Raw genomic sequence first — 26186 nt, 5'->3', positions numbered from 1 at the left:
TGGGGGTGGTTTCCCACCCCCCCCCCCCTCGCCCCTCAAAACCAAAAGCCCGATGGGCTCCCGGGACACACAGGTCCCGGGAGCCCATCGAGGCGTACAAGCGGGGCGGATCAGGCCTCGGGCTTCGCCTCGACGGCGTCGGTGGCCTCGGTGGCCTCCTCAGCCGCTTCCTCGGCGGGGCCGTCCGTGGACTCGGAGGCGGCCTCGACGGTCTCCGCCGTCTCGTCCTCCTCCTCGTCGTCCAGGTCCACGAGCTCGCCGTTCGTGTCCTTGACGGTGGCGGCCTCGACGACCGCGGCAAGGGCCTTGCCGCGAGCGACCTCGCCGACCAGCATCGGGACCTGGCCGCCCTCGACGACCGCCTGGGCGAACTGGTCGGGGGACATGCCGGAGGAGGCAGCGCGCCGCATGAGGTGCTCGGTGAGCTCCTCCTGGTTGACGTTCAGCTTCTCCTTGTTGACCAGCTCGTCCAGGACGAACTGGGTCTTGATGCCCTTGACCGCGGCTTCCTTGGTCTCGGTGTCGAACTCTTCCTCGGTCTTGCCCTGGATCTCCAGGTACTTCGGGAGGTCGATGCCCATCTGGCCGAGCTGGTGGTGCTCGAGGTTGTGCTTGCGGGTGTTGATCTCGTCCTCGAGGAGCTTCTCGGGGACGGGCACCTCGACGAGCTCGAGCAGCTTCTCCAGGACCCGCTCCTGCGCCTGGGTGGCCTGGTCGTACTGCTTCATGTTCTCGAGGCGCTTGCGGCTGTCCGCCCTGAGCTCCTCGAGGGTGTCGAACTCGGACGCGAGCTGAGCGAAGTCGTCGTCCAGCTCGGGCAGCTCACGCTTGGCGACCTGGGTGACCTTGACGGTGACCTCGGCCTCCTTGCCGGCTGCCGTGCCGCCCTTGAGCTCGGAGGTGAAGGTGGCCTCGCCACCGGCCTCCAGGCCCGTCACGGCGTCGTCGACGCCTTCGAGCAGTTCGCCCGACCCGATGGTGTACGAGACACCGCTCGCGACACCGTCCTCGAGGATCTCGCCGTCGACCTTGGCCTCCAGGTCGATCGTGACGACATCGCCGTCCTCGGCGGCACGCTCGACCGGCGCGGTCGACGCGAAGCGCTCGCGCAGCTCCTCGACGGCCTTGTCGATGTCCTCCTCGCCGACCTCGACCGCGTCGACCTCGACCTCGATGCCGGAGTAGTCCGGGATCTCGATGGTCGGGCGGACGTCGACCTCGGCGGTGAAGTTCAGCGTCTCGCCGTCCTTCAGCTCGGTGATGTCGACCTCGGGCTGGCCGAGGACGTTCAGCTCAGCCTCGTTGACCGCGTCGGTGTAGAACTTCGGGAGCGCGTCGTTGACGGCCTCTTCGAGCACGGCGCCGCGACCGAACCGCTGGTCGATGACACGGGCCGGAATCTTGCCCTTCCGGAACCCCTTCACCGTGACCTGCTGGTTGATCTTCTTGTACGCCGCGTCGAGGCTGTCCTTGAGCTCCTCGAAGGGCACCTCAATGCTGAGCCGAACCCGAGTCGGGTTCAGGGTCTCCACGGCGCTCTTCACGGTTCGGTCTCCTTGGGGGCTGACTTCTTGGGGTTCTGCTGACGTTCTCTGCCGGGTGCGGCGGAGCCTCAGCGGATTCGCGGCCCTGAGAGACGTAACAGTGCAGACATACGGGCGCGCAGTTTGCATACTAGCCGCAGGTGGTACACGCCCCAAAAGGTGATCTTGCCGATGGTCCGGCACAGCGGCCGACACGGTGGTCGGCACGATGGTCGGGGTGGCGGGATTTGAACCCACGGCCTTCCGCTCCCAAAGCGGACGCGCTACCAAGCTGCGCCACACCCCGTCTGGTGCGACACGTAGGGTACATGCCCGCAGGCAGTGCGGCTCCCGCATTTCGCAGCGCGTTCCCGCGCACGGGGACGCGCATCGGAACGGGGTGTGCGGCGCGGGGGTGCGACCCGCTACGATGCTCCCGTGCCGCGCGTCACTGACCTGCGGCGCACCCTGTGCGGGCGTAGCTCAATGGTAGAGCCCTAGTCTTCCAAACTAGCTACGCGGGTTCGATTCCCGTCGCCCGCTCCATACGAATCAGGGCCAGGTCAGAGGTTCGATCCTCTGCCTGGCCCTGATCGTTTCCGGCGGCTCCGTTCAGTCCGCCGTGTCCCCCGCGTGCCCCTTGGGCTTTCGATCTTGTTTCTTCTTGGCCTTCCGGGTCTTCTTCCGGTCCTTGTTGACCAGACCGCTCACCGCGTCGGCGATCAGCCGGTCACGGTCGGCGCTCGCGTGCTGATAGATCAGCGCCGCGCGGGCGGTGCTGTGGCCCATGCGGGACATCAACTCCCGCGTGCTCGCGCCGGTCGACGCGGCGAGGGTGTTGCCCGTGTGCCGAAGATCATGGAAGTGCAGGCCCTTGATCGCGGCATCCTGGCAGGCCTTGCGCCACAGCCGGTTGAAGTGGTTCCGGCGCGGAGTCGCGCCCTTGGCGCCGACGAAGACGCGGCCATCGGCCCCCGGTTCGGCATACCGCTTCAGGTGGTCACGGATGTCCGGGATGATCGCGGCCGGGATCGCAACGGTGCGCTTGCCCGCAGCGCTCTTGGGCGCCTTGATCTCACGCTGCCCGTTGAACAGTTCGGCGACCGCTCGCCGGACGCGTACGGCGCCCCGGTCGAGGTCGACGTCCCGGCGGTGTAGGCCGATCAGTTCGCCCCAGCGCAGGCCGAGGAACCCGGCCATGAGGACGAGTGCCCGGTGGCGGGGCTGGATCGCGTCGGCCAGGGCGTAGACCTCGTGCACGGTGGCGGTTGGCCGCTCGGGGGTGTGCACGGTGCTCGCACCCTTGATCGTGCACGGGTTGCGCCTGATCATCTGGTCGGCCACGGCGGTCCCCATGATGGCGCGCAGCAGGGCGTACGCCTTGGCGACCGTCGTCGGCCCGGTGCCGGACGCGAGCTTGTCGGCCCGCCAGCGCCGCACGAGCGGGGGCGAGATCTCGGCGACGTTGATCGTCCCGAAGGTTGGCTCAAGGTGGTGCTTCAGGAGCGAGCCGTACAACTGCCGTGTGGTGGTGGTCAGTTCGCGTTCCCTGATCCAGGCGGCGGCGTACGGACCGAACGGCACCTTCCCGGCGTCCGGGTCGTGCCAGTCGCCACGGCGCACCTCGGTCTGCTTGTCGGCAAGCCAGTCATCCGCGTCTTTCTTGGTGCGGAACGTCTCGGGCGCAGGCCGGAGCAGTCCGTCAGGGCCCACGTAGCGAGCCTGGTAGCGGCCGGAGGGGAGCTTGCGGACGCGGCCGAACTGTCGGCGCTTGCTGGCCATCAGGCAGCCACCCCCCGAAGGACGGCGCCACGCCGGCGCGGCTGCACCGTGTTGGCCGCGATGTAGTCCTCTACGACGCTCTCCCGGATGCGGACGTACCGGCCGACCTTGACGAAGGCGATCCGGCGCTCTTCGATCAGGCGGCGCGGGAAGCGTTCCCCGCTCTCCTCCCAGGTGCCGAGCCGTTCGGCGACCTCAGCCACGTTCAGCAGGCGATCGGCCATGTTCATACCTCCCCTGAGTCGTCGAGCAGCTCTTCACGTGCGATTTCGCGGTTGAGTTGGATGTCCCGGCGGATGTTGGCGGCGAGCCAGGATTCGCCGGGGGTGTGGCCGTGGCCGGCGTAGGTCCAGTGGGCGAGGGTGAGCGTGGTTGCCTCCGGGGTGTCGTCGGGGTCGGGCAGGCCGAGCGCGGCGCGTTGCTGGGCTGAGCGGTAGTCGGCGCGGACCTGTCGGAGGGCACCGAGGGTGGTCGAGTAGCGGCGGGACTTGGTCGAGAAGTGCCCCCGGAAGCCGAGCATGTGAGCCCAGTCCCGCAGCTTGCGTTCCGGGTAGTCGGCGTGGAGGTCGAGGCAGGCTTCGATCAGCCGGCGGGGGTGGTCGGGAACGCCGAGCAGGACAAGCGCTTCCTTGTTGCCGATCCGGCGGTCCACGGTGCCGGTGGTCTCGGCCGCCTTGGTGGCGTACTTGGCGACGTAGGAGGCAACCGCCTGCTCGGTGATCTCCTCGCCGTGGCCGAACGCGCCGATCGGCTGCACGTCGAGCTGCGTGCCCCAGCGCAGCTTGCGGGCAGGCTGGTCACCGGCCGGAGGCACGTCGACCGCGACGCGGCCGGCGGCGGCATGAATGGCGTCGGTGAGCAAGTCGAGGGTTGCCCAGGCCGGGGGCGGGGAGTCGGGCCCGTCCGGTCCGTCGAAGCGGATCACCGCGTGGAAGTGGACGGCTCCGCGCTTCTGGTACTCGGCGACCTTGCCGAAGGACAGCCGGGACTGTTCACGGGCGGCTTTCTGGGTGAGCCCGGCCCGTCTGGCGATCTCGCGGCGGAGGTAGATCGTGAAGTAGCGCCACAGATCGGAGGCGTGGTTGTTCCACAGCACCGCGCCCGCGTAGTCGTACGTGGCCGGGTCGAGCGGGGTGCCGAGTTCCGGCGCGTCGTCGGCATGGCGGATGCCGCAGCGGCAGGGCCGGGTGCCGGGTCGGTTGTGGACGGGGCCGAACGAGGGGGCGGTGAGGGTGGCGAAGACCCGAGAGTGCTCGCGCACGGTGTGCGGGGTGCCCTTGGCGGGGTCGCCGGTGAGTCCGGCGCGGATCAGGTGGTAGGTGTCTCCGGCGTAGGTCCAGGCGCAGGCCGGGCAGCGCGAGGCACGCCGGTTGCCGCAGGCGATGCGGAGCATGCCACCCGGCTCATGCTCCGTCGTGTAGGCGTGCAGCACAGTCTTGGTCGTCGGGTCGACGGTCTTGGTTCCACCGATGAGGCGGATCGGGTCGGCGCAGCCGCCGGTACGACGAGTCTGCTCGTGCCAGCGGTCGAAGTCGTCGGCGCCGGCCACCCTCAACACGTCGCTGAGGGTGGCCGGGTCGAGACCCGCCATGGTGGCGGTGTCGGTCACTGGTGGTCGTCCTCCTTCGGCGGGTGGCGGTCGATCCAGTCCTCGGCGCAGACCTTGTGGACGGGCTTGCCACGGTCGGAGCGCAACGGGGTGGGCTTGGCGCAGATCACGCACGGCTGGTCGCCGGTGTGGTCGTAGTGCTCGGCAGAGCGCCAGTTCAGGAGAGCCATCACGATCACCGGCCCCAGCGGCGCTTTTGCGGGGTACTGGCGTTGCTGCTGGACGGTCCGGACTGGTTCTTGGACCGGCCACTGGGGCGGGGCAACTTCGCGTCACCGTCGTGCAATTGGTGGGCTTTGACGGTCTTCTTGAGTTCGTCGTAGTCGCCGTCGAGTCCATCCGAGTGGATGCGGTCGACGCCGAGGCTCCAGCGGCGGGGCATCAGACGCTCACCTCCTGCTTGCGCACGAGGCGGGTCACGCCGGTGCCCTGGCAAGCGGGGCAGGTGACGCGGAGGGTGGTGCGGGAGCCGTCGCGGTTGCGGGTGCCGGTGGTGATGGCGGCGGTGGCGAAGCCGTCGCAGTCGTGGCAGACGGGCGTGTTCGAGGCGTGCTGAGGCATGATGAGTGAGCCCTTTCAGGTCGAAAGATCGGGAATGGGTTGAGGCCGTCCGGGGCGGCGGATACTTGGCGGTAGAGGCCGCCCCGGAGGGCATTACTTGAAGCCGCGGCTCTTGGACCGGACAGGCCGAGAGCGCGTCGGGCGCCGGCGAGGCAAGCGCCCCTTTGCGGTCGGGCGGGGTAACGCCCCCTTCTTGCCGGTGCGGTTGAGCGTGTAGCCGATGCCGCAGCTCGCCGACAGAACGGCGATGACCGATGCGGCGATGATCTGGATGACGAAGGCGATCACCAACAGCACGACCACGGAAGCAGCCGCGATGGCGAAGGTCAGCAGAATCGGGCCTTTGTAGGAACGGGGCGCTTCCTGCACGATCACAACTTTGCGGACGTCGGTGCCGGGCGGGATCTGCCGGTACAGCTCAGTCGGGATGTGACCGGCGCGGAACTGTTCGTCGGGCAACTGCATGGGATAGCCCTCCTCAGACCGTGCAGTGGTGGGTGCGGGCGGCGAGTTCGGCGGCCGAGCGGTTGCTGTGCTCGGTGGAGAAGCCGCAGTTCGGGGCGGTGCATGCGGCGGCGTGCTTGGTCTGGCCGCGTCCGTTGTTGAACGAGCCGACCTTGACGGGCCCGATGCGGAGCACGTCGTAGAAGCGGTTCGGGCGGGGCATGGTCAGCCCTCCTGTCGGAGGCTGGGGCCGGGGAACTCGGCACGGATGCGGGCGGCTTCCTCGGGGTCCGGGGTGCGGTCGGCGGCTTCCTCGGCGAGCAGGTGGGCCAGGGTGTGACGGCCGGAGTCGGCCATCTCGCGAGCCGCGTCCACGAAGTCGGACGGACGGGTGAAGGTGGACCAGGTCATCGGCTGAACTTCCTTTCTCCTCAGGTGAGTTGGAGTTGTGCGGCGATCGCGTTGGTCATCGGAGCGGGCAGTCCGAGCCGGGCGGACAGGGCCTCGGCGGGCATCGGGGAGCCGGTCGTAGCTCGGTGGGTGTCGGCGATCTGTCGGGCGTGGTCCAGGAGCGCGGCCGGCACCGTGAGGGCAGGTGCAGCGGGTTCGGGCGTCGCGGCCGACAGTTCCGGGGCCGGAGGCGGAGCGGGCGTTTCGCGGCGCATGTCGACCTCAGTCACGGCGGGTTCATCCACAGCCTGTGCAGGCGCCTTGACGGGGGGCGTGTCCTCGGCCGGTGAGTGCACCAGCAGCGTGCCGCCGAGGAAAGCGAGCGCGGGCCAGCCGGCGACGAGGATGCGCAGCCAGGCGGGCACGTGCTCCAGGTCGAGAAGTCCGGCCGTGGCGACGTTGGCGCCGAGTGAGGCGACCAGCGCGATCACGAACCAGGTCCAGGCGGACCGGTCCCGGCGGGCCGTGCGCAGCCGACGCCAGGCAGCGACAAGCAGCAGGTCGACCGAGACGGGGTAGGCCCAGGCCTTCCAGCCGGTCTGTCCGGCGGCTTCGGCCAGGTCATGCAGGTGGGCGAAGGACAGCGCGCCGGCGATGACCGCCTGTATGAGCACGGCATCAACGCGGATCGAGCGGTTCATGTCCTCACCTCCTTCGCGGAGTTGGGCCGACGACGGGGCGGGGACCAGATGTCCGGCCGCCCGGTCGTGGCGGGTTCAGTCGGTGGGGGCTTCGCCGGTGCCCAGGCAGGTCAGGCACAGGCCGGACTGTTGACCGACGACGCGTTGCTTGCGGCCGACCCGGACCGTGCGGGCGACCTCGCCGGTGCCGTTGCACGGTCCGCACGGCGCGGGCTTCGCGGCGGCGGGCTTGCGGGGCGGGGTGGTCTTGCGTGCGGCCATGGTCACCACCCCTGGCCGGGGTACTCGGGGCCCTCGGGGTCGAGGGCGGGGTAGCCGTGGCCGGGCGGTGGGTAGATGCCGGCCGCCCGGTGGACGAACTCGGCCTCAACAGCGCCGACCAGGACCGTGACGAAGGCGTCCATGGCGGGGTGGAAGTGCAGGTGATTGCGCAGACCCTCGTACAGATAGCCGAGCCGGTTGACGTCGTCCCGTTCGGCCGGGTCGAGCTCGAACCACTGCTTGTCGGGCATGGTGTCCTCCCAGGTTTCAGACATGGGCGGGGTAGGGACCTGGCGCGAGGCGGTCACACCGACCGGGAAAGCGGGGGATTACTCAGTTGCCGGCTGCGGGACCACGAGCGGCGGTGCGGCGGGCATCGGCGGGACCATCCGGTCGACCGGCCGGAACGGCGCCAGGAACGGCAACTCCGGCGTCAGGTAGGCGAACTCCCGGCACACCGCAGCCGCTTCGTCCGCAGTGGTCTCCGGGGTACGGATACGGGACCAGCCGCCCGAGGTATCGCCGGCCACCGCCACCCCGGGACGGTCCGGGGCGATCGCGGTCACGGCGACCACGGCGTCCGGGGCGATGTCACCGAGCCCCATGTCGGCGGTCTGCTTGTCGTTGACACGGTGCACGACACGGCCGGTGAGCTGAGCACGCAGGGCGGTTGCGCCCTTGCCCAGATCGGAGCCGAAGCGCTGCCCGCACACCTCCAGGTAGACGCCGATCGAGCGGGCCATCTGGCCCAGACGCACCAGTTGCATGACGGTGCGATCGCGCGCCGCCTCGTCCTTCTTGGAGGTCACGAAGAACAGTTCCGCCACCTCGTCGATCAGCACGATCAGCGGCACCGGGCGGACCTCGGCGGGCAGCTCCCACAGGTCCGAGACGCCGTACAGGGCGAGCAGGTCGAAGCGCTCTTCCATCTCTGCGACCAGGGCGTCTATCAGGCGCCCGGCGGCATCCGGATCGGTGGCCAGCGCCGACAGGCGAGGCGCGTACCGGCCGTGCTCGACACCGCGCTTGCAGTCGATACCGACCAAACCGACCGGCAGCTTCGCCAGACCCTTGATCAGGTTGCGCTGATACATCGACTTGCCGGACAGCGTCGCGCCCAACGTCAGCGCCATCGGAACCTTGCGGTAGTCCCGCTCGAACACCGAGCCGTCCTCCCGCAGCGCGACCGGCACGACCAGGTCACGGGGCTGCGCCTTGCGCGGCATCTTGACCCGCTTGAGGACGTCGTAGCCGGTCATCCTCAGCTCGACATACCCAGGCTTGGTCTCCGCCACGGTCACCGACCGCACGCCCCAGGCATGACGCAAGCGCTCGGACGATGCGGCGAGGTCGGCGGGCTCCAGGCCGGCGGGGAGACGGAGGGTGACCCGCAGGCCGGTCGACGTCGGGAAGACGCGGCGCACCTTCGGCGGCACCGGCCGGACCTCGCTGCGGGCCAGGTTGCGCTTGACGAAGGCGCGGAAGCCGGACGGCTGGACCGTCAGCCCGCACACCTCCATCGTGGACGAGTAGGTCCAGGTGAACCGGCCCCAGGTGGCGGGCAGGCCGACCAGCGACCAGTACACGCGCGGGGCACGCACCTTCGCGTAGCCGAGGCCACCGGCGCCGGCCGCCAATCCCCCGGCCTCCAGCCAGGTCGCCAGGTCCGTCATGGTCAGGCCCCCGCCGTGATCGCGACCGCGCGGAACGAGATCCCGTGGCGCTTCTGGCCGTTGAACTCGTTCTCCCAGTCACGGGCCTTGAGGCCGATGACCCGCACCGGCATGCCCGGCGTCAGGCCCTCGGGAAGGCCGGTCTCCGGCACGGTCACCTGGTAGAGGTTTCCCTCACCCTCGTCCGAGACCAGCAGGCCCACGGTCGACAGACCCGCGTTGGTCTCCCGGTCCACGGCCCGCTCACCAGTCTTCTTGTTGACCATCTTCGGTTCGGGCGCGGTCGCCACGAACACCACAGCAGTCGAAACATCGATCTTGAAGGACGGCATTATGGAGTTCTCCCCTTGTGGGATGAGCCCCGGACTGCGTTGTGATCTTGGCGGATGGCACGCAGTCCGGGGTGCGTTGTTCTCTGACCCTCCCGAAGCTACTCGCAGTTTTTCTGCGGGTCAACAGAAAAGTTGCGACTAGCAGGAAAACTCCGATTCTGCGAGACTGGCGACGAGAAGAAGGAGGAGTTATGGGAAATTTCGCACTTTTTGTACGATTCACCCTGCGCGAAGGGATGGGCGACGCTTTTGACGCGCTGGTGAAGGAGACCGAAGCGGGAATCGGGGCGCACGAGCCAGGGACGCTGGTCTACGCCTGCCACAAGGTCGAGGGGGCTCCCAACGAGCGGATCTTCTTCGAGATCTACGCCGATCGAGCAGCGTTCGACGAGCATGAGCGTCAGCCGCACACGGTTCGGTTCCTGAGCGAGCGAACCCGGTACGTCGAGAAGACCGACGTGGATTGGCTTGAGCCGTACGCCGGGAAGTACCCGCACGGAGCTGAGAAGTGAATGCCCTGCCGCCTACGACTGGGCAGCGGATCAAAGGACTGCGACGGGCAGCAGGCATGTCGCAAGCCGACCTTGCCGCCGCCATGAGGCGATCTGAGAGCTGGGTATCCCAAGTTGAACGCGGCGTGCAGCCGGTTGAACGCTTCGCGATCATTCAAGCACTCGCTGACGCACTGGGCGTTTCGACACAGGATATTCGGCCCGACACCGCTCCTGCCCCGGTTGATCCTGCCGACGACGCACCTGAACCGCAAAGCAACGATCTAGACGGTCTACGGGTCGCGCTCACGGGCCACCCTGCCTTGGGCAGCCTGTTCGACCGCAGACCGAGTTCCCCCGCACCCACACTCGCCGAGTTTCGTCGGCTTGTTGACCAAGCCTGGGAGTACGTGCACGCATCGAGCTTTGCAGCCTTGAGCGACCATCTCGTCAAGTTGCTCCCCGACATCGAAGTTGCAGTGCGCCATGCGCCAGCTGCCGATCGAGTCGAACTGCACTCGTTGAGGGCCCGCAGTTACCAGGCAGCGGCAGCCAGCTTTACCCGGCAAGACCAGGCTGATGCTGCATGGGTAGCCGCAGACCGGGCCTTGCAGGCAGCCGAGATGGCCGACCAGCCTCTTGAGGTGGTGGCCAGCCTCTTTCGCATGGCTCATGCGTTCATGCGGCAGCAGCACATGGACCAGGCTGAACAAGCCGCGAAGTCAGCGGTCGAAGTCTTGGGCCCTCGGGCAGAGAATCCCGCATGCTCTGCAGCGGAACTGTCGCTTCTCGGCGCCATGAACCTCGTGCTAGCCGTGATCAATGCTCGCGAGGGCAACAGGCCTCAAACCCATACTCACCTCAGCCGAGCGGGGGAACTTGCCACGCGCTTGGGCGAGGACCGGAACGACTTCGACACCGAGTTCGGCCCCACGAACGTCAAGCTCCACTCAGTGAGCACGGCCGTAGAGCTGGGGGATGCAGGACTGGCGTTGGAGACCGCTGCAGAAGTCGACGCCAGTGGTCTCTCCACCGAGCGCCAATCACGCTTTCTGCTCGATGTGGCACGGGCGCATGCGCAACGCCGACACGTTGGCGAGGCGACCGCAGCGCTCTTGGAGGCTGAGACCCTCGCACCGGAACAGATCCGCGATCACCACTCAGCCCGCGAAGTCATTCGCGACCTCATCCAACTGTCTGGCCGCCGCGTGCCCGAAACGCTCCGGGATCTTGCCGACCGTTGCGGCGTGAGCTGACCTGTTACAGGTTTCTCTACCTCATCAAGCCCCGGCTGCGCTCCGCTCCGCCGGGCGCGCTTCCCGGCTCTGGCCGCGCCCGCGCTCCTGCCTTCGGCCCGCTCGGCGCTGCCGCCGCCGACGCGCGCCCACATGTGGATAGGGCCGGTGGCCATGAGTCGATCACCGCATTGCGCGGCCCACGGTCAACGCGATGCCTCCGGCGGGGGATCGGCCGGCACCGGGATGGAGGGGGCGCCGTTCCCGACCGCGGGCCCGTAGTGGTGTGCGTGAGGAGCTTCCATCCCGACCACCGCCGACCCAGGCAGAGCCGAGCAGACGCGGCCCATGGCGTCCAGGTCGTTCGTACAGTGGCGCGCTCCACCTGGACGCCATGAACCACGCCCGCTCCACGGTGTGTGGGTCGACGGCGGACGGGATGGAAGCTTGGGGAGAGTGGTGGGTAGAGGGCCGTTCCCGACGAAGGGACGGGGGGCGGCCTGAACCAGCACCGCCCCGGCAGGACCCTTTCCGTTTGACGACCAATGTTCCGCTTGTCAGCCTTGTCGCATATTTCCTTCGATGCGGGGCATACCTAACGGTACGTACTGGTTATACCGTTTGATACGTTGACAAACTTCCCGGCAGACCGAGGCGGACCTCGAGAGGGTTTCCACGGTAACTATCGGGATGAAGAGCGGTGATGGGCATCGTGGATCTTCACGTAGGCCTCTGCGACGTCGGTGACCAGGCTTTTACTGGTCGCCTCGATGACGTCACAGATCTGCGGGCCGACGAAGTAGATCACGACGGCCCCCACCGCGAGAAGGAAGGCGAGGCGAAGCGCTCGAGGCCAGCTCGCCAGCACGTACTCGAACGCTCGCCTCGCCTGCCGAAACAGATCACTCATGGGGGACACCCCCTTTCAATGTGCTGAACACAGAAGCCCGCCGCGCTCCAGGCGATGTAGGACCGATCCTTGACACGGTCGACGTCGGAGTGCGCCGGGCTTCTCGATCTGCAGACGAGTCGCACCTCTGCGCTGTGGACTAGTTACTCGATCATCAAGTTGTGTTCGCATCACTAGCGTCCCCCACGTCACTCAAGCTGACAAGAGACGCCTTAGTAGGATGACCTAGTAATTTTCTGTATCCACCCAGATGCATAGCGTTCGCGAGTAATGTCGCAATCGTCGCGGCCTGGAAGTCGCGGCAGGCATCGCAGGGCATGCAAGCGGCAGATAGGGGCAGCCACCGGCAACCGTCCGAAACCGCTAGGCCTCCGTGATGAGGTCGGGAGACCTCAGCGACCTTCCCGCCGCAGTTCACATCGAGGGGTAGTCCCTCAGGACCCCAACTCAGGTCGAGCCCATCCCTGCACCTTGATAGTCGCGTGCACATGACCGCCGAATAAGGCCAAATCGCGACCTACTGGGATCCGGTCAGATTCGCTCACACTCGAACACATGGGGGCGACAAGGGATCGCAAGCGGTACTTGTGCCATCGGTGCGGGGAGGCCAGCGTGCGCGATCGCGGGCGGATCAACCTCATGAGCAGACTCTGCGAGACATGCTGGAACGTCTTCGCCAACGAGATGGCCGAAGCCGATGGAGCTACAGCCGCCCCGAGGCCGGAGCCCGACCCCGACGACGTGTCATGGTTCGAGCCACCGGTTTGCCCCAAGTGTGGGGCGTTGGTCCGCATATACCCGACTAACTACGACCGTTGGGTCAGCCTCGCCACGGTAGAACTCCCCGCCAAAGACGTCCCAGAGCCCTTCAGGTGGCGTTTGACGAGGCTCCCGGACCCATCCCGCCTCACCACCGATATCGTGGCCGTACGGGTCCGTGGAGTCGATCCGCTGCCCAGCGAGCCTGTCGTGCCTGCACATCGCATGATGTGTGCCCCGGATTAGGCGAGTCCTAGATCACACGGGGCAGATGCAGGCCGTGCCCCGAACGTGCCCGATCAAGCGGCGACCGGTGGGGAACAGCGGGGAACGTCGGCGACCGTCCCGAGAACACGCAGGTCAGCGTTTCGCCAGCTCAGCCGCCACCCGCATACGCGATCTTCCAAACTAGCTACGCGGGTTCGATTCCCGTCGCCCGCTCCATACGAATCAGGGCCAGGTCGGAGATTCAGTTCTCCGCCTGGCCCTGAGGCGTTTGCGGGGTGCCGAGGAACGTGAGCAGGGCGCCGAGCAGCTGGGCGGGGGCGTCCAGGGGTACGAGGTGGCCGGCGTCCGGGATCGTGCGGAGGCGGGCGCCTGGGATCAAGGAGGCCAGTTCCTGGCCCTTGGCCGGCGGGATCCAGGTGTCCTCCGCGCCCCAGCAGACGGTGACGGGCAGGTTCAGCGTGGGATACAGGTCCTGGATCTCGTCCGTGTGGCGCTGGTCGGCCTGGGCGATCTGGCGGTAGAAGGCCGCTTGTCCGGCCCCGTCCGACCAGGGAGCGACCAGCTCGTCCAGGATGTCGGGCCGTAGTCCCCGGTGACTCGCGGAGCTCACGTACTCGCGGACCAGGGCCTCGTGCAGCGCCGCGGGGAGTCGTTCGAAGACATCGGCGTGCTCGGCGACCAGGCGGAAGAAGGGCGAGCCCCAGGGGGCCAGGGCGACGGGGTCGACCAGTGCGAGACGCCGGTACTCGGCCTTGTGCAGCAGATGCGCCCGCAGCGAGACGCAGCCGCCGAAGTCGTGGGCGATCACCGATGGCCTCGACAGCCCCCAGACGCCCAGGAGTTCGGCGAACACCTCGCCCTGCGCCTTCAGCGAGACGTCCTGGCCTTCGCTCTTCGCGGAGCGGCCGTAGCCGGGCATGTCCCAGACGTGGACCCGGTACCCCTCGGCGGCCAGTGCGGGCGCGATCTCGTGCCAGACGTAGGAGGAGAAGGGTGTGCCGTGCAGCAGCACCACGGGTGGGCCGTCCTCGGGCCCGAGGCGGTCCCACCGGACGGTTCCGATCGGGCTCGGCCAGGTCTCCCGCAGCTGCCAGGCGAGGGTCGCGGGCCGCGTGGAGTGCGCGGGGTTCGTTGTCCTTGGGTTCACGGTCCTCGCGTTCACGTCTCCGGCTTTCCGTCGGGAGCCTGTCTTCGGGGCCTGCCTTCGGGAGAGGGGGCGTAGGTCCGTCAAAGTCTCCGTACGTCCACCGCGAAGACCGCACCGCGCCGTCCGAGCGGGAGCAACTCATCGGGGGCGCCGTCGAGTTCGGGGGCGCCGGCGTGACCGCCCGTGCACGGGCTTGCCTCCCGCTCCCCGCCTCCGGGAGCGTGAACCCACTCAGAACCGGGTGAATCGGCTCAGAACTGGATCGAGTTGATGGTCTCCGCTACCGAGTTGAGGAACCGTTGGATGTCGTCCGCCATGCCTGTGGAGGCAAGAAAGAAACCGAAGAGCACGGCGACCACCGCCGGCCCTCCTTTGATCGATCCACCCCGTATCAACACCACTAGGACGATCCCCAACAGCAGCACCACTGACAGCGAAATGGCCACAACTGATCACACCCTCGGTCGGTCCGCTCTCCCGGCCCGGAGGTGCAACCCCGCGCACCCCCGCCAGAACCATCGTGCCACCAACAGGCCCGGCGTATGCGGCGGGTGAGGCATCCGTCGGCCACCGAGGTGAACAGTGACGTGAACAGTCCGGTCCCGCACGGCAATTCGGGGCACCCCTCCCAGCACTCCTCCCAGCACTCTTCGCACCGGAAATTCAGGGTGATCATTTCCGTGTCCACACAACCTGTTCGCAGGTAATTCGAATTGTTGCCACAGGCACATCAACAACGCTGGTCAGTGGGTCACTAAAGATGAATCAACCGGACATTTCACCAGAGTCGCCCGCGGATGTTATGCACCATTTAGTCACGACGAATCCGGACGTAACACCCGCACGTGATACGTCGATCGGCATGAACATCGCCATGTCGACTTCACCAAATCCCGGGTACTCGACGGGAGATAAGTGGGATTCACCTCAAGAGTTTTACGAAATCCCACAGTCAACGCTAGGGTGCCTCAGATGTTCTACGCTGCCACGTCCCCCGCACGCGCAGCGAGGTCCCGGATCGTCTCCCCCAGTTCCTGGTGGGAGGGTCTGTGACGAACTCGCTCCGTCCGCACGGCCACAACAGGTCTCCGCTCCCGCCGGCCCAGACATCGGCGCAGGGAGTGCCGAGCCCGCGACCACCGCAGACCCAGCAGCCCGGCACCGCCCCCGCCCCGCCCGGCGCCAAGCCCGTCAAGCAGCGCGACGCGTTCTTCGACAACGCCAAGTACCTGGCCATCGTGCTGGTCGCGATGGGCCACGCCTGGGAACCGCTGACCGACCACAGCCGCGCCGCAGAAGCGCTCTACATGGTCGTCTACACCTTCCACATGCCGGCCTTCATCCTCATCTCCGGCTACTTCTCCCGCAGTTTCGACATGCGCGCCGACCGGCTCCAGCGGCTGATCACCGGCATCGTCGTGCCGTACGTCCTCTTCGAGGTCGCGTACTCCCTCTTCAAGAAGTGGGGTGACGACGACCCGGCCCACCCGATCAGCCTGCTCGACCCCTGGTACCTCACCTGGTTCCTGGTCGCGCTGTTCGTGTGGCGGATGACCGTCCCGCTGTGGAAGGTCGTGCGCTGGCCGCTGCCGCTCGCGCTCGCCATCGCGGTCCTCGCCTCCGTCTCGCCCGACATCGGCGACGACCTGGACCTCCAACGCGTCCTGCAGTTCCTGCCGTTCTTCGTGGTGGGCCTCTTCATGAAGCCCGAGCACTTCCAGCTGATGCGGCGCCGCGAGGTGCGGATCCTGTCGGTGCCGGTCTTCGCGATCGCGGTGGTCGTGGCGTACTGGGCGGCTCCACGCATGACGTCCGCGTGGTTCTACCACCGTGACAGCGCCCAGGAGTTGGGTACGCCCTGGTGGGCCGGCGGCGTGATGACGCTCGCGCTCTTCGGCTGCTCGCTGGTACTCACCGCCTGCTTCTTCTCGTGGGTGCCGCGCCGCAAGATGTGGTTCACGGTCCTCGGCGCGGGCACGCTGTACGGCTACCTGTTGCACGGCTTCCTCGCCAAGGGCTCCCGCTTCTGGGGCTGGTACGAGGACTACGCGTGGCTGCACAAGCCGCTCGGCGAGATCTTCGTCACGCTCGTCGCGGCGACAGTCGTCACCCTGCTGTGCACCCCGCCCGTCCAGCGCATGTTCCGCTTCGCGATGGAGCCGAAGATGGAGTGGGCGTTCCGACGGGACGCCACGGAGCTGGCCCGGAAGCGGACCAAGTCCTAGCTCAGGCCCAGGAGTTCACGCATCCGTGCGTACTTCTGGGTCAGCCGGGCCCTCGTCGGCTCGTCAAGGACCGCCAGCCGCGCCGGATCCGCGTTGTGGGCCAGGTCGGACTCCTTCACGAGCAGGGCGCCCGGAGTGGCCAGAATGCGCCCTGCGTACGCCTCCGGGGGCTCGCCCGCCCGCTTGGTGAGCGCCAGCACGATGTCCTTCGTGCGCCGGGTCAGTGCGGCCTCGCGCAGCCACTCCTCGGAGACGGCGTCGTCCTCGACGGCGTCGTGCAGCCAGGCGGCGGCGATCTGCTCCTCGTCGCCGCCGCGGGCACGCACCCCGTCCGCCACGGCCCGGAGGTGCTCGGCGTACGGCCGACCCGCCTTGTCGGTCTGGGCGGCGTGCGCGTTGCGGGCGATGGATTCGATCTCGGTGAGGTTCAGCAGGGCGTTCCCGGTCTCCCGGGGCGTGCTCTCGGTCATACGCGGCGTACGCGCGTCGTTCTCGCTCATGCGTCGAGTGTGCCGCCTATCGCCGCCCGGGCCGGGACCATCGCCACCGTCAGCCCGAGCGCCAGGACGCCCGTCGCGAAGGAGCCGTACAACAGCGAGGGTATGTACGGCGCCTGGCCCGTCAGGCCGCCGTTCATCATCGGGACGAGGGTGGCGAGCGCGATGGTCGTGCCGAGGACGATGCCGGCGAGCGCGACGAGAAGCGTCTCCCAGCGGATCATGCGCATCACCTGGCGGCGGGTGGAGCCGATGAGCCGCAGTGTGCCCAGGCCTCCGGCCGGCCCGTGAGGCCGGAGGAATGGGCCCATCGGACACGCAGACATCCTGATAGCCATGGGAAGGGGCCTCTGGCCCCACTCGTCCGCAGCCTTCCGTCGGCGTGAGGGGCCGTGCCGGGGCGTCCGAGCGCCGCGCTTCCCGGCCAACCCAACCACCTCAGAGCGGCGGTCGGATGTCCCGGCACGTCCCCGACCCCCCACACACCTCAGGGGCGCGGGGAACTGCGCGACCAGCCCAACACAACCCGCACCCACCAACCGCCCAACCGCCGGAGGCAACCGTCACACCGTGACGGGCCCCGTCGTCGCACCCTCGCGGCAGATCAACAGCAGCGCCCGGTCGTCGTTCACGTCCTTGGCCACCGCCTCGATGAGGTGCCAGGCGGCTCCGTGGAAGCCGCCCGCCACGTATCGGTCGGCTTCGCCGGTGAGGCGGTCGATGCCCTCGACGATGTCGCGGTCCGACGTTTCCACCAGACCGTCCGTGAAGAGCATCAGAACGTCCCCCGGCCGCAACGAGCCCTTCACGGAGTCGAACTGAGCCCCGCCGTACACCCCGAGCAACGGCCCCTCCGCGACCTTCTCCTCCCAGCGCCCACTGCCCGCGCTGAGCTGGAGCCCGGGCGGATGCCCGGCAGAGAAGAGCTCGTAGTCACCCGAGTCGAGGTCCAGGACAAGGTGGATCGATGTCGCGAAACCCTCGTCCCAGTCCTGGCGGAGCAAGTAGCCGTTCGCCGCGGGCAGGAAGGCGTGCGGCGGCAGAGAACCCAGCAGCCCCCCGAACGCCCCGGACAGAAGCAGCGCACGCGACCCAGCGTCCATCCCCTTACCGGAGACATCCGTCAGGACCACCTCGAGCGTGCGCCCACCGTTCGTCCGCGCCGCTACGACGAAGTCACCGGAGAAGGACTGGCCTCCGGCCGGCCGCAGCGCCATCTCCCGGTGCCAACCCGCCGGCAGCGGCGGCAACTTGCTCTGCACGCGAATCCGCTCGCGCAGGTCGAACAGCATCGTCCCGCCGCGCCGCCAAGGCACCCCCACCCGGCTTCTGAACTGGGCGATCAGCAGGCCGAAGAACCCACAGGCGGCCACGACGAGCACGGTCCCCGGAGTCACCCGGGACGGCCCCTCGGTGTACGGCCCGAGCTCTATGGACTCCACGATCAGCGCGGTGGCGGCCGCGGCGTACAGCCCGAGCAGGCTGGACGGCCGCAGCAGCAGACCGCCCGCGACGATCGGCAGGACCAGCAGCGTCGGCGAGCACCACACGGAGTTCATGAGCGTGAGGGAGGCGATCACCGGAATCGTCAGCAGCAGACCGACGAGCGCGACCCAGTCCGAGCCGTCCCCGCGGAAGTAGTCGACGGCGGATCTGCGCAGCCCGGTGCGGACCCGGTGAACCTGCTTCTTCAACCGGGCCGCGAACGTATCGGCTTCCGCGCGCCGCTCTCGTCCTGCTGCCATTAGTTCGGGACCCTATCCATCGGACCAGGTGCTTGGCACGGGAGGTCCCACTTGTCCCCCGTCCGGGGACGGAAGTCACAGAGAAGCCCGGCCCCCGGAGAGCGTACGACCGGACACGGACCGGAGAACGCCGGGCCGGGAGAAATCCAGTCGCTCATCCCGGATTGCCCTGGTAGGCATGGAGACATGACGACAGACTTGCGCGTGCTGCGTCCGGACGACTGGGACGAGTGGTACGGGAAACTGGAGCGCGCGTTCGGCGGCGCCGCGGAATCTCCGGAGGAGCGGGCTCTGTGGAGCGACCTCACGGAGCACGACCGGTTCATCGGGGCCTGGGACGGCGAGGAGTGCGTGGGCACGGCGGGAGCGTTCAGCTTCCGGGTCACCGTCCCGGGCGGCGCCTCCGTCAAGGCGGGCGGCGTCACGATGGTGAGCGTCGCCTCCACGCACCGCAGGCGCGGTGTGCTGACCTCGATGATGCGGCGCCAACTGGACGACGTACGGTCCTGGGGTGAGCCCCTCGCCGTGCTCACCGCGTCCGAGCCGGTCATCTACGGCCGGTTCGGCTACGGCGTCGCGACCCAGCAACTGCGCGCCGAGATCGACACGTCCCGGGTGCGGCTGACGGTGCCGGAGGGCACGGACGACGTACGGCTGCGGCTCGTGGAACCGGGCGCGGACGCCGTACGCGACGCGTGCGAGGCCGTGTACGCACGTCGGGTGGCGACCCGGCCCGGGATGCTGGCGCGGCTGCCCGGCTGGGAGCGGCTGCCCGTGCTCGACCCGGAGAGCGACCGGAAGGGCTCGTCGCCGCTGCAGTGCCTGGTCGCGGAGCGGGACGGCGAAGTGGTGGGCTACGCCCGGTACTTCAACAAGCAGGACTGGGACGCGGCCGGCCCCAAGGGCACGATCGAGCTGCGTGACCTGGAGGCGCTCGACCCGGCGGCGTACGCGGCGCTGTGGCGGCTGCTCTTCGACATCGACCTGACGTCGACGATCACGACGTACAACCGGCCGGTGGACGACGCCTTCCAGCACCTCGTCACCGATGTCCGGCGGTGCAGGATCGGGGTCCGGGACTCGCTCCACCTGCGGCTCGTCGACGTCGGCGCGGCGTTGGAGACGCGGACGTACCAGACGCCCGTGGACGTCGTGTTCGAGGTCGAGGACGCCTTCTGCCCCTGGAACGAGGGGCGTTGGCGGCTCACCGGTGACGCCAAGGGGGCGTCCTGCGAGCGGACCGCCGACGCGGCCGATCTCGCCCTGTCCGTACGGGAGTTGGGGGCGGCCTATCTCGGGGGCGTCTCCCTCACCTCGCTCGGCGCGGCCGGGCGGGTGCGGGAGCTCCGCCAGGGCGCCCTCGCGGAGGCCTCGATCGCCTTCTCCTCCGACGTGGCGCCCTGGCTGCCGCACGGGTTCTAGGCCCGGTTTCCGGGTCCGGTCCGGCCCCCGTTCAGGTCCGGTCCGGCTCCGGTTCGGGTCAGGCCTTCTGGCAGGTCGGGCACCAGAAGAGATTGCGGGCGGCGAGATCGGCGGTGCGGATCTCGCCGCCACAGATGTGGCAGGGCATGTTGGCCCTGCGGTACACGTAGACCTCGCCGCCGTGGTCGTCCTTGCGCGGCGGGCGGCCCATGGCGTCCGGTTCGTGTTCCGGGCGGACCGTGTCTATGCGGTTGTTTCGGACGCCCTCACGCATCAGGGCGACCAGATCCGCCCACATCGCGTCCCATTCGCTCGACGCGATGTCCTTTCCTGCCCGGTACGGATCGATTCCGTGGCGGAAGAGGACCTCCGCGCGGTAGACGTTCCCCACGCCCGCGATGACCTTCTGGTCCATGAGGAGGGCGGCGATCGTCGTACGGCTGCGGGAGATCCGGGTGTACGCGTGTGCCGGTTCGGCGTCCTCGCGCAGCGGGTCCGGGCCCAGGCGGTCGTGTACCGCCTGCTTCTCCGCGTCCGTGATCAGGGTGCAGGTGGTGGGGCCCCGGAGGTCAACGTATGTGGTGTCGTTCGCGAGTCTGAGGCGGACCGTGTCGGTGGGTGGGGGTGCGGAGACTCCGCCGGTGGGGCCGGGGTTCACCTTGCCGAAGTTCACCTTGCCGAAGAGGCCGAGGTGGATGTGGATCCAGTCCTCGCCCTCGAAGCGGAGGAAGAGGTGCTTTCCGTGGGCTTCCGCCGTCGTCAGTGCCGTGCCGTCCAGGAGGGCGGCGGCGTCGGCGAACTTGCCCTGCGGGCTGGTGACGCGCGCCTTGCGTCCGCCGAAGCCGGCGAGGTAGTCCTCGGCCAGTCGGTGGATGGTGTGCCCCTCGGGCACGGGGACCTCCGGTCGGTGGGCGGGTTGCGGTACGAGCCGTTTCTCTTCCCCAGCCCCACCCCTTCCCGAAATTGGGGGCGCTGCCCCCACGCCCCCGTATCGGCCTGCGCGGCCTCGTCCTCAAACGCCGGACGGGCTGGAAATGAGGCCGAGCCAGGGATGGGGCGGCGGGGGCGAAACCTACGCCTGCGGGTGGTGCGCCGGGATCGGCGGCAGCTCCCCGGTCGTCTCGTACGTCGACAGCATGTCGATCCGCCGGCTGTGGCGCTCGTCGCCGGAGAACGGGGTGCTGAGGAAGGTCTCGACGAACTTGGTCGCCTCGTCCTGGGAGTGCATACGGGCACCCACGGCGACGACGTTGGCGTCGTTGTGCTGACGCCCGAGCGCGGCGGTCTCCGCACTCCACGCGAGAGCGGCCCGTACCCCGTCGACCTTGTTCGCGGCGATCTGTTCCCCGTTCCCGGAGCCGCCGATCACGATGCCCAGGGCCCCGGGGTCGGCCGCGGTGCGCTCGGCGGCGCGCAGGCAGAACGGCGGGTAGTCGTCCTGGGCGTCATAGATGAGGGGCCCGCAGTCGACGGGCTCGTGCCCGGCGGCCTTGAGCCACTCGACGAGGTGGTTCTTGAGTTCGAAACCGGCATGATCGGAGCCGAGGTACACGCGCATGGTCCGAGTGTGTCACGGCTGTTTCGGATCGGCGCTGCCGGGGCGGGCGCACGAAACGCGCTGAGGTGGATGCTCGAAAACTGTGAGCAACACTACAGAACCTCAAGAAAACCTCAAGTAACAATCTGGATTCAAAGGTTCAACTATCGATTCGCCTGGGATTCACTGGGTCGACTTGTGCACCTCGTGTGCACCGCCCGTACCACCACCGCTTGTACGGGCACGGCTGCGATTCCCCCACCATCCCCACGCAGTCTCCCCACAGTCCCCGGCGCAAAGGAATCCCGTCCCATGACCTCGCAGCCGACCCTGCCCAAGGCCGGAAGCAGCCCCGGAGGCCCCGCGGAACCCGACGAAGGCCTCCAGGCAGGACTCAAGAACCGCCACCTCTCGATGATCGCGATCGGCGGTGTCATCGGCGCCGGCCTCTTCGTCGGCTCCAGCTCCGGCATCGCCACCGCGGGCCCGGGCATCCTCCTGTCGTACGCCCTCGTCGGCACGATGGTCGTCCTCGTGATGCGGATGCTCGGCGAGATGTCCGCCGCCAACCCGACCTCGGGTTCCTTCTCCGCCCACGCGGACCGTGCGCTCGGCCGCTGGGCCGGGTTCTCGATCGGCTGGCTCTACTGGTTCTTCTGGGTCGTCGTCCTCGCCATCGAGGCGACTGCCGGTGCGGTGATCCTGGAGAGCTGGGTCCCGGCCGTCCCGCAGTGGGGCTGGGCGCTCATCGTCATGGTGGTGCTCACCGCGACGAATCTCGGCTCCGTCGGCTCGTACGGCGAGTTCGAGTTCTGGTTCGCCGGCATCAAGGTCGTCGCGATCGGCGCGTTCATCCTCATCGGTGGGCTCGCGGTCTTCGGCGTACTGCCGGGTGTCGACACCGACGGCGCCGGTCTCGGGAATCTCACGGATCACGGCGGCTTCCTCCCCAACGGCCCCGGCGCCATCCTCACCGGCATCCTGCTCGTCGTCTTCTCCTTCATGGGCAGCGAGATCGCCACCCTCGCGGCGGGCGAGTCGGAGGACCCGCAGCGCGCGGTGACCAAGTCCACCAACAGCGTCATCTGGCGGATCGGCGTCTTCTACCTCGGCTCGATCTTCGTCGTCGTCACGCTGCTCCCCTGGGACTCCGAGGCGATCCAGAAGGACGGCTCGTACGTCGCCGCCCTGGACTCGCTCGGCATCGCGAACGCCGGCGAGATCATGAAGTTCATCGTGCTGACGTCCGTGCTGTCCTGCCTCAACTCCGGCCTCTACACGGCCTCCCGCATGGCGTTCTCGCTCGGCCGGCGCGGTGACGCGCCGAAGGCCTTCGGCCGCACCAACAACCGAGGTGTACCGATGACGGCGATCCTCGCGTCGGTCGTCTTCGGCTTCGTCGCGGTGTTCTTCAACTACGAGTTCCCCGACTCGGTCTTCCTCTTCCTGGTCAACTCCTCCGGTGCGGTCGCCCTGTTCGTCTGGCTCGTCATCTGCCTCTCGCAGCTGCGGATGCGGAAGATCATCGAGCGCGAGGCGCCGGAGAAGCTGGTCGTGCGGATGTGGCTGTACCCGTATCTGACGTGGGCGACGATCGCGCTGATCGTCTTCGTACTCGGCTACATGCTCACCGACACCGAGCACGACGGCCGGGAGACGGTACTGCTGTCGCTCCTGGTGGCGGCGATCGTCGTCGGTATCGCGCTGGTGATGGAGAAAATGCGGCGCGGCAAGGCTCGGGGTGAGCGGGAGGAGCAGGACGCGAAGGTCTGACCTGGTCTGGTCTGAGCTGGTCTGACCTGGCCTGCTCCGGTCTGAGCTGGTCCACCTTCCGCTTCTCTCCCTCTCGTGGGGCTTGTACGGCCTGTACGACGCCTCCGCGGGTCCTCATCGCGGAGGCGTCGTCGTGCTTTTCTCACAGCGGTGTGAAGCTGTCCCGAACCCGCTCGTAGACCGAGAGGGCCCGGTCCTCGATGTCCGGCTCGTACCAGGTGCTGATCTGGTACGACTTGCCTCCCGTGTTGAAGCCGAGCAGCCGGACGTGCCAGGGCAGTCCTCTGGCCGTGACCTCGTACTCCCAGACCACCGCGGGCGCACCGCGGAACGTGGTCTCCTCCAGGCGGATCCTCCGGTAGCCCAGGCCCTTGCTGGTGTCGTTCTCCTCCTTCTTCTTCCACTGGGCCATCAGGTCACCGCGGGCCAGGGTCGCGTTGCCCACGATCTCCTGCTTGCCGTCCGGCGACGTGTAGTGCACCTCGGCACCGCTGTTCACCTGCCGCGTCCAGCCCTTGGGCGGGACCCACATGAACACCCCGGCCTCCGTACGGGCTCCCGCCGGGAGGGTGGGCGGGCGCACGGTGCCCGCGACAGTGGGCGACGGGGACACGGACGTGGCACCGGAAGGGGTGGACGACGGTGACGAGGAAGGGGAAGAGGGAGCGGCCTTGTCCTTGTCGTCGGGCGATCCGCCGAGAGCCGTGATGACGAGTGCGGTTACGGCCCCGGCGACGACCACGCCCGAGGCGGCCACGATGCCCGCACGGCGCCGGCTCCGACGTGGACCGGACGGCACGGCGGGGCCGAGCAGTTCACCCGGGGGCATCGGGGGCCGTTGCCTCGACGGCAGCCCGTTGCTCGCTTCGGTCGGCGGCTCCGGCCGTGCCATCGGCTTCGGCGGCTCGGAGGGCTCGGCAAAGTCCTGCCGTTCCAGCTGAATCCCGGGCGCGTGGAAAGCGTGCCCCGGTGTCGCGCCGAGGGAAGGGATTTCGGGGGTGCCTTCGGGTGGGGCTTCGGAGGAGGCGTTCTCCAGGTCGGGGGGCGAGTCGGGGACGGATCCTTCCGGGGCCGGAGCTGGGGCCGGGGCCTGGGCCGGAGCTGGGGCCGGGGCCGGGGGTGTATCCGCTGCCCCGGTCTCCGGTTCCGCGCCCCCGTCCGCCACCGGTCCGAGAACCGCGGCCAGTTCCTCCGCCCCGGGCCGCGCCGACGGGTCCTTGGCCAGCAGTGCGGCCAGCACATCCCGCAACTCCCCCGCCGCGGACGGAATGTCCGGCTCCTCGTGGAGCACCGCGTGCAGCGTCGCCAGGGTCGTCGAGCGGGAGAAGGGGGAGCGGCCGCCGAGCGCGGCGCAGAGGGTCGCGCCCAGGGACCAGAGGTCGGACGGCGGTCCCTGCGGACGGCCGGAGACCCGCTCGGGCGCCATGTAGTCGGGCGAACCGACGATCATCCCGACCATGGTGAGGGCTTCCGCGTCCTGGATCGCGGCGATGCCGAAGTCGGTGAGTACGATCCGGCCCGCGCGCCGCTCGACGAGGACGTTGCCCGGCTTGATGTCCCGGTGCAGGACGCCTCCCGCATGCACCTGGCCCAGCGCCGCCACCAGTTGGAGGCCGATCCGCGCCGTGTCGCGCGGACTCAGCGGCCCGTCCTCACCCACGACCCGTTCGAGGGAGCGGCCGTCGACGAGCTCCATGACGATCCACAACCGTTCACCCTCGTCCACGACGTCGTACACGCGCACGACATTGGGATGGTCGATCCGGGCGGTGGCCCTGGCCTCCCGCAGGGTCCTCTCCCGTCGGGTGCCGGTGTCCTCGGTGTCCAGGCCGTCTATCCGCATTTCCTTGACGGCCACCTGCCGGTCGAGCATTTCGTCGGTGCCCCGCCACACCCGCCCCATTCCCCCCTGACCAATACTCTCGACGAGCCGGTAACGACCCGTCACCAGCACCCCCGGAATACCACCTCTTGTTATTCCCGGCACCCCCATGCCCCCCTTCAACACCTGTCACAGAAGAACCGTAATGAATCACAATGGTCACACTTCGTGCCGCACCAGCATAGTGCGGAGAAATCTTGTGGTACCTCTTCAAGTGCTGCGAATTCAGGCGCAGCCAGGGGGATACAAGGGGGACGAACATGAGTTCTCGTCGCACGACAGCCATCACGGGATCGCTGCTCACTGCATCTTTCTCGGCGGTGATGATCTTTTCCTTCTCCGCCGGTGCGGACGACCAGGGGCCGATGAGCGGCAAGGGGGGAAAGGTCGTTGACGAGGCACCGCCGGGTGTGAAACTGACGACGCTCCTGCCCGAGAAGATCTCCGTCGACAACAGCTCACAGAAAACGGCGATTACCGCCACCGTAAAGAACGGTGGAAACGAGGAAAGCGGCGAAATCCGACTGCTGGTGGTTGGTTTTGATGGCCTGGCGGTCAAGGGCGTGGCAGGATGCTCAGAAATCACCAAGAAAGACCTCCCCGAGGGGTCGAACAGTGGTTTCGCGTGCGCCATCGACAATCTGGCGGCCGGCAAGTCGAAGTCGTACGACGTCGACGCGACCTTCGACGTGAAGAAGCAGGGCAAGATCTGCCTGCCCGTCCAGGACGCCGCCGGAGAGAAGACGTTCTGGCAGCAGGGCCCGGTCCCGTTCGGCGCGAACAACCCGTCGCCGAACGCCCCGGCCACACCGCTGCTGCTCGGCACCGACAACAGCCCGGTCACGCCAGGCAGCGACGAGCTGCCCAAGACCGGTCCGGCGGACAAGGTGCTGCCGCTCGGCGCGGCCGGCGCGGCGCTGATCTCCGCGGGCGCGGCGGGCCTGTGGTGGACGCACCGGCGACCCCAGCGGAGGGAGTCATAAGGCTCGTAGGGCTCACACGCGGCACGTACTCGTAACCGCGCTCGCGCGGCGCCTCCGCGGTCTCCCCGCGGGGGCG

The 26186-nt window shown here is 68.3% G+C and carries 31 protein-coding genes and 2 tRNA genes; 8 read left to right on the top strand and 25 right to left on the bottom strand.

Annotation, left to right across the window (positions count from 1 at the left end; all coding sequences use genetic code 11):
• Positions 1 to 110: 110 nt before the first annotated feature.
• Both tig and ACTWQR_RS36895 read right to left on the bottom strand, forming a co-directional pair.
• Positions 111 to 1544, bottom strand: coding sequence for a trigger factor (gene tig, locus ACTWQR_RS36900; protein WP_443231595.1), 1434 nt, complete (start codon positions 1542 to 1544; stop codon positions 111 to 113).
• Positions 1545 to 1753: 209 nt separating this feature from the next.
• Positions 1754 to 1830 (bottom strand) — tRNA-Pro (locus tag ACTWQR_RS36895).
• 165 nt (positions 1831 to 1995) lie between these two features.
• Here ACTWQR_RS36895 and ACTWQR_RS36890 point away from each other — a divergent pair.
• Positions 1996 to 2069: transfer RNA gene (locus ACTWQR_RS36890), tRNA-Gly, on the top strand.
• 66 nt (positions 2070 to 2135) lie between these two features.
• Here ACTWQR_RS36890 and ACTWQR_RS36885 read toward each other — a convergent pair.
• The 14 genes from ACTWQR_RS36885 to ACTWQR_RS36820 all read right to left on the bottom strand — a co-directional run bounded on the left by ACTWQR_RS36885 (position 2136) and on the right by ACTWQR_RS36820 (position 9276).
• Positions 2136 to 3305, bottom strand: coding sequence for a tyrosine-type recombinase/integrase (locus ACTWQR_RS36885; RefSeq protein WP_443231594.1), 1170 nt, complete (start codon positions 3303 to 3305; stop codon positions 2136 to 2138).
• On the bottom strand, positions 3305 to 3529 hold the full coding sequence (locus tag ACTWQR_RS36880; RefSeq protein ID WP_443231593.1) for an excisionase family DNA-binding protein: 225 nt from the start codon (positions 3527 to 3529) through the stop codon (positions 3305 to 3307). Before ACTWQR_RS36880 ends, ACTWQR_RS36885 begins: the two co-directional genes overlap by 1 nt.
• Before the next feature lie 2 nt (positions 3530 to 3531).
• Positions 3532 to 4914 (bottom strand): replication initiator protein RepSA, encoded by a 1383-nt coding sequence (repSA, locus tag ACTWQR_RS36875; protein ID WP_443231592.1) that lies wholly within the window; start codon positions 4912 to 4914, stop codon positions 3532 to 3534.
• Positions 4911 to 5084 (bottom strand): hypothetical protein, encoded by a 174-nt coding sequence (locus ACTWQR_RS36870; protein WP_443231591.1) that lies wholly within the window; start codon positions 5082 to 5084, stop codon positions 4911 to 4913. The genes repSA and ACTWQR_RS36870 overlap by 4 nt, the downstream gene beginning before the upstream one ends.
• 5 nt (positions 5085 to 5089) lie before the next feature.
• Positions 5090 to 5296, bottom strand: coding sequence for a hypothetical protein (locus tag ACTWQR_RS36865; RefSeq protein WP_443231590.1), 207 nt, complete (start codon positions 5294 to 5296; stop codon positions 5090 to 5092).
• A complete protein-coding gene (locus ACTWQR_RS36860; protein ID WP_443231589.1) occupies positions 5296 to 5475 on the bottom strand; it encodes a hypothetical protein in 180 nt (59 codons plus the stop codon). Before ACTWQR_RS36860 ends, ACTWQR_RS36865 begins: the two co-directional genes overlap by 1 nt.
• 93 nt (positions 5476 to 5568) lie before the next feature.
• A complete protein-coding gene (locus tag ACTWQR_RS36855; protein ID WP_443231588.1) occupies positions 5569 to 5940 on the bottom strand; it encodes a hypothetical protein in 372 nt (123 codons plus the stop codon).
• A 13-nt stretch (positions 5941 to 5953) separates the two neighbouring features.
• The gene (locus ACTWQR_RS36850; protein ID WP_443231587.1) at positions 5954 to 6142 is read right to left on the bottom strand and encodes a mobile element transfer protein; all 189 of its coding nucleotides are present in this window, start codon (positions 6140 to 6142) and stop codon (positions 5954 to 5956) included.
• A 2-nt stretch (positions 6143 to 6144) separates the two neighbouring features.
• Positions 6145 to 6330: a hypothetical protein gene (locus ACTWQR_RS36845; RefSeq protein WP_443231586.1), complete on the bottom strand. Its 186-nt coding sequence runs from the start codon at positions 6328 to 6330 to the stop codon at positions 6145 to 6147.
• A gap of 20 nt (positions 6331 to 6350) precedes the next feature.
• Positions 6351 to 7010, bottom strand: a complete 660-nt coding sequence (locus ACTWQR_RS36840) for a DUF2637 domain-containing protein (RefSeq protein ID WP_443231585.1) — start codon at positions 7008 to 7010, stop codon at positions 6351 to 6353.
• A gap of 75 nt (positions 7011 to 7085) precedes the next feature.
• Positions 7086 to 7271, bottom strand: a complete 186-nt coding sequence (locus tag ACTWQR_RS36835) for a hypothetical protein (RefSeq protein WP_443231584.1) — start codon at positions 7269 to 7271, stop codon at positions 7086 to 7088.
• A gap of 2 nt (positions 7272 to 7273) precedes the next feature.
• On the bottom strand, positions 7274 to 7546 hold the full coding sequence (locus ACTWQR_RS36830; protein WP_443231583.1) for a hypothetical protein: 273 nt from the start codon (positions 7544 to 7546) through the stop codon (positions 7274 to 7276).
• Positions 7547 to 7600: 54 nt separating this feature from the next.
• Positions 7601 to 8944: an FtsK/SpoIIIE domain-containing protein gene (locus ACTWQR_RS36825; protein ID WP_443231582.1), complete on the bottom strand. Its 1344-nt coding sequence runs from the start codon at positions 8942 to 8944 to the stop codon at positions 7601 to 7603.
• Between the two features lie 2 nt (positions 8945 to 8946).
• A complete protein-coding gene (locus ACTWQR_RS36820; RefSeq protein WP_443231581.1) occupies positions 8947 to 9276 on the bottom strand; it encodes an SCO3933 family regulatory protein in 330 nt (109 codons plus the stop codon).
• 191 nt (positions 9277 to 9467) lie between these two features.
• Between ACTWQR_RS36820 and ACTWQR_RS36815 the strand changes: the two genes are divergently transcribed.
• Together ACTWQR_RS36815 and ACTWQR_RS36810 are read left to right on the top strand one after the other, a co-directional pair.
• Positions 9468 to 9788, top strand: coding sequence for a putative quinol monooxygenase (locus tag ACTWQR_RS36815; protein WP_443231580.1), 321 nt, complete (start codon positions 9468 to 9470; stop codon positions 9786 to 9788).
• Positions 9785 to 11023 carry a helix-turn-helix domain-containing protein gene (locus ACTWQR_RS36810; protein WP_443231579.1) on the top strand — a complete coding sequence of 413 codons (1239 nt, stop codon included), beginning with the start codon at positions 9785 to 9787 and terminating at the stop codon, positions 11021 to 11023. The genes ACTWQR_RS36815 and ACTWQR_RS36810 overlap by 4 nt, the downstream gene beginning before the upstream one ends.
• A gap of 661 nt (positions 11024 to 11684) precedes the next feature.
• On the opposite strand, the gene ACTWQR_RS36805 is transcribed toward ACTWQR_RS36810, so the two are convergent.
• The gene (locus ACTWQR_RS36805; RefSeq protein ID WP_443231578.1) at positions 11685 to 11912 is read right to left on the bottom strand and encodes a hypothetical protein; all 228 of its coding nucleotides are present in this window, start codon (positions 11910 to 11912) and stop codon (positions 11685 to 11687) included.
• 555 nt (positions 11913 to 12467) lie between these two features.
• Between ACTWQR_RS36805 and ACTWQR_RS36800 the strand changes: the two genes are divergently transcribed.
• Positions 12468 to 12917 (top strand): DUF6083 domain-containing protein, encoded by a 450-nt coding sequence (locus ACTWQR_RS36800; RefSeq protein WP_443231577.1) that lies wholly within the window; start codon positions 12468 to 12470, stop codon positions 12915 to 12917.
• 223 nt (positions 12918 to 13140) lie between these two features.
• Here ACTWQR_RS36800 and ACTWQR_RS36795 read toward each other — a convergent pair whose 3' ends face one another.
• Positions 13141 to 14046 (bottom strand): alpha/beta fold hydrolase, encoded by a 906-nt coding sequence (locus ACTWQR_RS36795; RefSeq protein ID WP_443231576.1) that lies wholly within the window; start codon positions 14044 to 14046, stop codon positions 13141 to 13143.
• 251 nt (positions 14047 to 14297) lie between these two features.
• Positions 14298 to 14492 (bottom strand): hypothetical protein, encoded by a 195-nt coding sequence (locus ACTWQR_RS36790; RefSeq protein WP_055611884.1) that lies wholly within the window; start codon positions 14490 to 14492, stop codon positions 14298 to 14300.
• Between the two features lie 603 nt (positions 14493 to 15095).
• Here ACTWQR_RS36790 and ACTWQR_RS36785 point away from each other — a divergent pair.
• Positions 15096 to 16271 (top strand): acyltransferase family protein, encoded by a 1176-nt coding sequence (locus ACTWQR_RS36785; RefSeq protein WP_443231575.1) that lies wholly within the window; start codon positions 15096 to 15098, stop codon positions 16269 to 16271.
• Here ACTWQR_RS36785 and ACTWQR_RS36780 read toward each other — a convergent pair.
• From ACTWQR_RS36780 to ACTWQR_RS36770, 3 genes are all read right to left on the bottom strand, one after another.
• Positions 16268 to 16741, bottom strand: a complete 474-nt coding sequence (locus tag ACTWQR_RS36780) for an HD domain-containing protein (protein WP_443231632.1) — start codon at positions 16739 to 16741, stop codon at positions 16268 to 16270. The two genes, ACTWQR_RS36785 and ACTWQR_RS36780, sit on opposite strands and share 4 nt — an antisense overlap.
• Before the next feature lie 26 nt (positions 16742 to 16767).
• The gene (locus ACTWQR_RS36775; RefSeq protein WP_443231574.1) at positions 16768 to 17079 is read right to left on the bottom strand and encodes an FtsX-like permease family protein; all 312 of its coding nucleotides are present in this window, start codon (positions 17077 to 17079) and stop codon (positions 16768 to 16770) included.
• Positions 17080 to 17331: 252 nt separating this feature from the next.
• Positions 17332 to 18513 carry a PP2C family protein-serine/threonine phosphatase gene (locus ACTWQR_RS36770; RefSeq protein WP_443231573.1) on the bottom strand — a complete coding sequence of 394 codons (1182 nt, stop codon included), beginning with the start codon at positions 18511 to 18513 and terminating at the stop codon, positions 17332 to 17334.
• A gap of 186 nt (positions 18514 to 18699) precedes the next feature.
• Here ACTWQR_RS36770 and ACTWQR_RS36765 point away from each other — a divergent pair, with 186 nt between their 5' ends.
• Positions 18700 to 19935 carry a GNAT family N-acetyltransferase gene (locus tag ACTWQR_RS36765; protein ID WP_443231572.1) on the top strand — a complete coding sequence of 412 codons (1236 nt, stop codon included), beginning with the start codon at positions 18700 to 18702 and terminating at the stop codon, positions 19933 to 19935.
• Between the two features lie 58 nt (positions 19936 to 19993).
• On the opposite strand, the gene ACTWQR_RS36760 is transcribed toward ACTWQR_RS36765, so the two are convergent.
• Together ACTWQR_RS36760 and ACTWQR_RS36755 are read right to left on the bottom strand one after the other, a co-directional pair.
• Positions 19994 to 20827 carry an Fpg/Nei family DNA glycosylase gene (locus tag ACTWQR_RS36760; RefSeq protein WP_443231571.1) on the bottom strand — a complete coding sequence of 278 codons (834 nt, stop codon included), beginning with the start codon at positions 20825 to 20827 and terminating at the stop codon, positions 19994 to 19996.
• A 180-nt stretch (positions 20828 to 21007) separates the two neighbouring features.
• Entirely contained in the window at positions 21008 to 21493 is a 486-nt protein-coding gene (locus tag ACTWQR_RS36755) for a ribose-5-phosphate isomerase (protein WP_443231570.1), read from the bottom strand.
• Between the two features lie 291 nt (positions 21494 to 21784).
• Between ACTWQR_RS36755 and ACTWQR_RS36750 the strand changes: the two genes are divergently transcribed.
• On the top strand, positions 21785 to 23245 hold the full coding sequence (locus tag ACTWQR_RS36750; RefSeq protein WP_443231569.1) for an amino acid permease: 1461 nt from the start codon (positions 21785 to 21787) through the stop codon (positions 23243 to 23245).
• 142 nt (positions 23246 to 23387) lie between these two features.
• On the opposite strand, the gene ACTWQR_RS36745 is transcribed toward ACTWQR_RS36750, so the two are convergent.
• Positions 23388 to 25193, bottom strand: coding sequence for a protein kinase domain-containing protein (locus tag ACTWQR_RS36745; protein ID WP_443231568.1), 1806 nt, complete (start codon positions 25191 to 25193; stop codon positions 23388 to 23390).
• A gap of 194 nt (positions 25194 to 25387) precedes the next feature.
• Between ACTWQR_RS36745 and ACTWQR_RS36740 the strand changes: the two genes are divergently transcribed.
• Entirely contained in the window at positions 25388 to 26110 is a 723-nt protein-coding gene (locus tag ACTWQR_RS36740) for an LPXTG cell wall anchor domain-containing protein (protein WP_443231567.1), read from the top strand.
• Positions 26111 to 26186 lie beyond the last annotated feature (76 nt).

Origin of the sequence: Streptomyces sp. 2A115 (genome assembly GCF_052245575.1) — a bacterium.
In the GTDB taxonomy this organism is placed as follows: domain Bacteria; phylum Actinomycetota; class Actinomycetes; order Streptomycetales; family Streptomycetaceae; genus Streptomyces.
Note: the sequence above shows the minus strand (reverse complement) of the source record. Positions and strands in the feature narration are given on the sequence as shown.

Bases quoted from the DNA above. Each gene is read 5' to 3' on its own strand.
- ACTWQR_RS36865 (WP_443231590.1), bottom strand. From the start codon at position 5,296: ATGCCCCGCCGCTGGAGCCTCGGCGTCGACCGCATCCACTCGGATGGA.
- ACTWQR_RS36755 (WP_443231570.1), bottom strand. From the start codon at position 21,493: ATGCGCGTGTACCTCGGCTCCGATCATGCCGGTTTCGAACTCAAGAAC.
- ACTWQR_RS36850 (WP_443231587.1), bottom strand. From the start codon at position 6,142: ATGCCCCGCCCGAACCGCTTCTACGACGTGCTCCGCATCGGGCCCGTC.
- ACTWQR_RS36770 (WP_443231573.1), bottom strand. From the start codon at position 18,513: ATGGCAGCAGGACGAGAGCGGCGCGCGGAAGCCGATACGTTCGCGGCC.
- ACTWQR_RS36800 (WP_443231577.1), top strand. From the start codon at position 12,468: ATGGGGGCGACAAGGGATCGCAAGCGGTACTTGTGCCATCGGTGCGGG.
- ACTWQR_RS36740 (WP_443231567.1), top strand. From the start codon at position 25,388: ATGAGTTCTCGTCGCACGACAGCCATCACGGGATCGCTGCTCACTGCA.
- ACTWQR_RS36805 (WP_443231578.1), bottom strand. From the start codon at position 11,912: ATGAGTGATCTGTTTCGGCAGGCGAGGCGAGCGTTCGAGTACGTGCTG.
- ACTWQR_RS36815 (WP_443231580.1), top strand. From the start codon at position 9,468: ATGGGAAATTTCGCACTTTTTGTACGATTCACCCTGCGCGAAGGGATG.
- ACTWQR_RS36820 (WP_443231581.1), bottom strand. From the start codon at position 9,276: ATGCCGTCCTTCAAGATCGATGTTTCGACTGCTGTGGTGTTCGTGGCG.
- ACTWQR_RS36855 (WP_443231588.1), bottom strand. From the start codon at position 5,940: ATGCAGTTGCCCGACGAACAGTTCCGCGCCGGTCACATCCCGACTGAG.
- ACTWQR_RS36835 (WP_443231584.1), bottom strand. From the start codon at position 7,271: ATGGCCGCACGCAAGACCACCCCGCCCCGCAAGCCCGCCGCCGCGAAG.
- ACTWQR_RS36780 (WP_443231632.1), bottom strand. From the start codon at position 16,741: ATGACCGAGAGCACGCCCCGGGAGACCGGGAACGCCCTGCTGAACCTC.
- ACTWQR_RS36765 (WP_443231572.1), top strand. From the start codon at position 18,700: ATGACGACAGACTTGCGCGTGCTGCGTCCGGACGACTGGGACGAGTGG.
- ACTWQR_RS36885 (WP_443231594.1), bottom strand. From the start codon at position 3,305: ATGGCCAGCAAGCGCCGACAGTTCGGCCGCGTCCGCAAGCTCCCCTCC.
- ACTWQR_RS36775 (WP_443231574.1), bottom strand. From the start codon at position 17,079: ATGGGCCCATTCCTCCGGCCTCACGGGCCGGCCGGAGGCCTGGGCACA.
- ACTWQR_RS36845 (WP_443231586.1), bottom strand. From the start codon at position 6,330: ATGACCTGGTCCACCTTCACCCGTCCGTCCGACTTCGTGGACGCGGCT.
- ACTWQR_RS36825 (WP_443231582.1), bottom strand. From the start codon at position 8,944: ATGACGGACCTGGCGACCTGGCTGGAGGCCGGGGGATTGGCGGCCGGC.
- ACTWQR_RS36860 (WP_443231589.1), bottom strand. From the start codon at position 5,475: ATGCCTCAGCACGCCTCGAACACGCCCGTCTGCCACGACTGCGACGGC.
- ACTWQR_RS36870 (WP_443231591.1), bottom strand. From the start codon at position 5,084: ATGGCTCTCCTGAACTGGCGCTCTGCCGAGCACTACGACCACACCGGC.
- ACTWQR_RS36750 (WP_443231569.1), top strand. From the start codon at position 21,785: ATGACCTCGCAGCCGACCCTGCCCAAGGCCGGAAGCAGCCCCGGAGGC.
- ACTWQR_RS36840 (WP_443231585.1), bottom strand. From the start codon at position 7,010: ATGAACCGCTCGATCCGCGTTGATGCCGTGCTCATACAGGCGGTCATC.
- ACTWQR_RS36880 (WP_443231593.1), bottom strand. From the start codon at position 3,529: ATGGCCGATCGCCTGCTGAACGTGGCTGAGGTCGCCGAACGGCTCGGC.
- ACTWQR_RS36830 (WP_443231583.1), bottom strand. From the start codon at position 7,546: ATGTCTGAAACCTGGGAGGACACCATGCCCGACAAGCAGTGGTTCGAG.